Origin of the sequence: Sulfurovum sp., from assembly GCF_041551015.1 — a bacterium.
Classification (GTDB): domain Bacteria; phylum Campylobacterota; class Campylobacteria; order Campylobacterales; family Sulfurovaceae; genus Sulfurovum.
The window spans coordinates 1-4121 of record NZ_JBFENQ010000148.1 but is presented as its reverse complement, the minus strand read 5'-3'; the positions used below and the strand labels follow the sequence as shown (position 1 = coordinate 4121).

The 4121-nt window shown below is 35.4% G+C and carries 7 protein-coding genes; 4 read left to right on the top strand and 3 right to left on the bottom strand.

Going from position 1 to position 4121, the window contains the following annotated elements:
* Positions 1-453, bottom strand: a 453-nt coding sequence (locus ABZC96_RS08760) for a hypothetical protein (protein ID WP_373030521.1), incomplete at its 3' end; no start/stop codon positions are given.
* 56 nt (positions 454-509) lie between these two features.
* A complete protein-coding gene (locus ABZC96_RS08755; protein ID WP_373030519.1) occupies positions 510-1163 on the bottom strand; it encodes a TrmH family RNA methyltransferase in 654 nt (217 codons plus the stop codon).
* 80 nt (positions 1164-1243) lie between these two features.
* Between ABZC96_RS08755 and ABZC96_RS08750 the strand changes: the two genes are divergently transcribed.
* Genes ABZC96_RS08750 through ABZC96_RS08740 form a run of 3 tightly spaced genes read left to right on the top strand, consistent with a single transcriptional unit; the run spans position 1244 to position 2382 of the window.
* Positions 1244-1741 carry a hypothetical protein gene (locus ABZC96_RS08750; RefSeq protein ID WP_373030518.1) on the top strand — a complete coding sequence of 166 codons (498 nt, stop codon included), beginning with the start codon at positions 1244-1246 and terminating at the stop codon, positions 1739-1741.
* Positions 1742-1744: 3 nt separating this feature from the next.
* Entirely contained in the window at positions 1745-1939 is a 195-nt protein-coding gene (locus ABZC96_RS08745; RefSeq protein ID WP_373030517.1) for a YwbE family protein, read from the top strand.
* Positions 1936-2382: a YaiI/YqxD family protein gene (locus ABZC96_RS08740; protein ID WP_373030515.1), complete on the top strand. Its 447-nt coding sequence runs from the start codon at positions 1936-1938 to the stop codon at positions 2380-2382. The genes ABZC96_RS08745 and ABZC96_RS08740 overlap by 4 nt, the downstream gene beginning before the upstream one ends.
* 16 nt (positions 2383-2398) lie before the next feature.
* Here the strand turns inward: ABZC96_RS08740 and ABZC96_RS08735 are convergent, their stop codons facing one another.
* The gene (locus ABZC96_RS08735) at positions 2399-2974 is read right to left on the bottom strand and encodes a class I SAM-dependent methyltransferase (protein WP_373030513.1); all 576 of its coding nucleotides are present in this window, start codon (positions 2972-2974) and stop codon (positions 2399-2401) included.
* Between the two features lie 145 nt (positions 2975-3119).
* Here ABZC96_RS08735 and mltG point away from each other — a divergent pair, with 145 nt between their 5' ends.
* Positions 3120-4112 (top strand): endolytic transglycosylase MltG, encoded by a 993-nt coding sequence (mltG, locus tag ABZC96_RS08730; protein ID WP_373030511.1) that lies wholly within the window; start codon positions 3120-3122, stop codon positions 4110-4112.
* Positions 4113-4121 lie beyond the last annotated feature (9 nt).

Sequence of the window (4121 nt, the reverse complement as noted above, 5' to 3'; positions counted from 1 at the left end):
TCGTGTATTATCTCTAACATTTGTTCTTGTATTTGCATACTCTCTATTATAGTCACGGTTACGATCACGGTTTCTATAGTGACTTGACCTTTGGTAAGCATCTCTGCTTCTATAATATCCATAGTTACCATCTACTGCACGATAACGGCGTTTATTATAGTAACGATACCCTTTGTGGAAATAGTGACCATGACGGAATTTTCGATTTCCATAATAATAATATCCATCTTTGTAATATCCACCATAATAATAGATTCCACTATAGTAATAATACGGTACACCATAATAATATGGATAACTATAACTTGATAGTGATATCCTTACACTAGAGTATGGAACTGGATCATAGTATCTTGAATCATAATATCCAGACTGTACTGGAGCACATCCCGAAAAAAACAATGCTGAAGATGCTGCAACAGCCAAACCTAAATATTTTGTTTTGTTTAACATAATTTTTCCTTTCATTTTTTGTATCATAGAATATAAAAGTGTAGATATCGTGTAGACTAGAAAGCTATAATCTCTTCTTTAAATTCTAAAGGAATCTCACCTTTACTCTTTCGTGCGATGGTATCTCTATATATCCATGCAGCCTTTATCTCTTCAGTTTTTTCGTTACTTAACAGAGGTTCATTATACCTACCAGCATCCTCAAGTTGTCTTTGTGCTTCATAAAGTATCAGACCTGTGGCCACCGAGACATTAAGGCTTTGTACCATACCCTGCATCGGGATGATGATCACTTCATCTGCCAACTCTACTATTTCAGCAGAAACACCATCTTTCTCATTTCCCATCACAAGCAATGTCGGTTTCGTGTAGTCAACCTCTCTAAAAGAAACTGCACATTCTTCAAGATGTGTCACCACCACTTGAAACCCCTGCTCCTTTTTTTGTTTTAAAAATGCCACTTTGTGATCGTCATGCATCCTGTAACGATGCGTCCATCTATGTGCTCCCTGTGTGATGGTTTTATGTATACGAAGACTTTCATTCTCTTTCGTACTATAATAAATGTCTAGTACACCTACAGCATCAGCCGAACGAATAATGGCAGAAACGTTTTGTGAACTATGAACATTGTCCAGCATCACTTGCAGATCAGGTTGTTTTTTACTCAATAAATTATCAATACGAGCTATACGTTTTTCATTTAACATAAAGAGATTATAACCATACAAACTAAAATACATACTAGCTGTAAATTGGGTATAATTGCAAAAAAATATAAGGAAGTGCTATGTGCGACTTCAATACTTTAACAGATGAAGACAAAAAGCTTCATCATGAAAAACTTTTACAGTGTGCAAATAACTTTGGAGGAAAGAACTTTTTTCTTCAACTATTGGAAGCCATACGTGAGACTAAGCCTCATCCACTAACCGCAGGAAATAGTCAATTTGACATAGAACTTGGTACGATCAAGTGGAATAAAGTTATCTTTAATGACAAACTCCAACTCTTGCTTAAAGCTCGAATGAATGAGAGTAAACAAGACAATTTTCTACCAAAACCTGATGAGAAAAACTATAAAAAGATACTCAATGTTGTACGTACATTAAAACCTATCGTTTTTCATGTAAAACCAGCCAATAAAGAAGATGGACCAGGTTTTTTCTTCCAGCCTTTTGATACAGTCAATGAGAGTAAAACAAAATTAAACCCTGTTTTTGATGCACTTTTCTTTTGTTCAGTTGAGACGGTCAAAAAAGTATTAAACTACGAACCGAAGGGTTAAAAAATGAGAAGTGGGCAAAAAAGAGCAGATATCAAGTACGGTCTAGATGTTGGAGTGGTACTGAAAGAAGACCAAGCCTCAGGAAGGCTCACCTATGGAAAAGTCCAGAAGATCCTCACCAACTCCCCTACCCATCCCCACGGTATCAAAGTACGTTTAAATACGGGTGAAGTAGGTAGAGTAAAAGAGATAGTATGACTCTCTTCATCGATGGAGATGCTTTTCCAAATCTTCTTAAACCCATTATCTTACGAAGTATAGAACGTCTGGCACTATCCACTAAAGTCATAGCCAATAAAAAGATAAACATAGGTAAATCACAACATATAGAGTACATCATCGTAGATCAGGGTGCAGATGAAGCTGATCATCATATCGTAGAGTTATGTAATATAGGTGACCTGGTCATCACTGCTGACATCCCTTTGGCAGATAGAATCATATGTAAAGATGCCCATGCCATTGACCACAGAGGAGAACTCTACAGTGTAGATAACATCAAACAATACCTCGCTATGAGAAATCTGATGGAGAGCATTAGAGAGAGTGGAGAGATGACAGGAGGCCCAAAAGCTTTTGGTTCAAAAGATGCCCATGCCTTTGCAAATCAACTCAATGCTTTTTTAGCAAAAAATTTGTAAAAATCTCTGCTTTTATTTATGGCTCCAATTGTGCAGCAATCGTATAACGATACCCAAAGTGGGTGATGTGTACTGAAAATCCATGACTTTCAAGTTTTTGTTTTAACACTTCAGGTGGGAAGAAGTTTCCGGGTTCACCTAATATTTTTTCTGCTATGCAAAGACATTTACCTATAAATGTACTAGAGTCAAAATCATAGATAAAAAGTCTTCCTTCTTTTTGAAGTACACGTACCATCTCTTGTATAGATTTATCCACATCATTAAAATGATGAAGCGCTTCTCCTATAAGTATTGCTTCAAAGCTGATCGCATCAAAAGGGAGTGCCTCCGCATTAGCTTTATGTGTCTGTATATACTCAGCAGAAAATTTTAGCATCCCCTCAGCAGGATCAACTGCTGTAAATTGAAGATCCTCTCTACATGCATAGGCAAATTCACTCATAATACCTGTTCCTGCACCAAGATCCAATACAGATGCAGATTTTGAAACGGGTATCAAGAAGCTACAAAGAGCCTCTCGTATTGAATGAGGATATATTAATGGTCCTATGTATTTAAATATCCAACCCAAATGATTAAATGGTATCATGGATATTACTCCTCTTATATATTTCTTATCTCTATTATTATAGTATAAAACTTCATTTATATGACAATTTGACACATAAATAGACCAAGTTATACAACTTAGATATAATAAACACTTAAAATAAACTATGAAATTATGGGCATTTATGAAAAAGATACTTTCAGATAAATACAGACATTTTGTTCTTTACTTTGAAATCTTCATGTTACTATTATTGATTCCCTTAATCTATAATTTTATTCCTGTAAATGAAGGGACTAAAACGTTCTATATTCCTTCTTCAAACATTGACCAAGTTGTCAAAACACTCAAATCAAATGGATATGAGGTCACGTGGATGGACAAGCTTATGTTAAGGCTTAGAAAAACTCCTAGTGAAGGGTGGTATAGTGTTGAACCTAGTGAACATGGACGTTTTTTATTTTTTCAGCATCTCTATAAACAAAAAACAAATGAACTTATGGATATCGTGGTCTATGCAGGAGAAACAAAAAATGAGCTGACTGCACGTCTTGCCAATGATATGAAGCTGGATCAAGAAAAACTTTTGAATATCTACAAGATGCTTGCACATTTTGAAGAAGCAGATATCTTAGCTCAGCGTTACACAATAGCACGTAAGGCAGATGAAAATGCAACAATGCAATATATTTTCTTAGATTCCAAACGAAAATTAGTGAAGTTTACAAAAGAGTATTTTAATGAAATACCCGACGTCATGGAACTTAAAATTATTCATATTATCGCGTCCATCATACAAAAAGAGAGTAATTCTATCCATGAAATGCCACTGATCTCTTCTGTGATATATAACCGACTGGAAAAAAACATGAGACTACAGATGGACAGTACACTTAACTATGGACCATATGCCCATACAATCGTGACACCTGAACGTATTAAAAATGAGGAAAGTGCCTATAATACATATAAACACAAAGGCTTACCTCCTCACCCTCTAAGTACAGTAACTTTAGAAGCACTAAAAGCTGCTGTGAAGCCGGCTGAGAGTGACTATATTTTTTTCATGCTAAATGAAACAGGTACACATAACTTCACAGCAACTTATGACGAACACTTAGAAAATATTAGAGCTTTTAGAAAATATCAAAAAGAAATTGAAAAGCAAAGTACATAATACCTACAT

What these genes read in the sequence shown, in the direction of transcription:
- ABZC96_RS08735 (WP_373030513.1), bottom strand. Translation starts at nt 2,974, where the DNA reads ATGATACCATTTAATCATTTGGGTTGGATATTTAAATACATAGGACCA.
- ABZC96_RS08745 (WP_373030517.1), top strand. Translation starts at nt 1,745, where the DNA reads ATGAGAAGTGGGCAAAAAAGAGCAGATATCAAGTACGGTCTAGATGTT.
- mltG (WP_373030511.1), top strand. Translation starts at nt 3,120, where the DNA reads ATGAAAAAGATACTTTCAGATAAATACAGACATTTTGTTCTTTACTTT.
- ABZC96_RS08755 (WP_373030519.1), bottom strand. Translation starts at nt 1,163, where the DNA reads ATGTTAAATGAAAAACGTATAGCTCGTATTGATAATTTATTGAGTAAA.
- ABZC96_RS08740 (WP_373030515.1), top strand. Translation starts at nt 1,936, where the DNA reads ATGACTCTCTTCATCGATGGAGATGCTTTTCCAAATCTTCTTAAACCC.
- ABZC96_RS08750 (WP_373030518.1), top strand. Translation starts at nt 1,244, where the DNA reads ATGTGCGACTTCAATACTTTAACAGATGAAGACAAAAAGCTTCATCAT.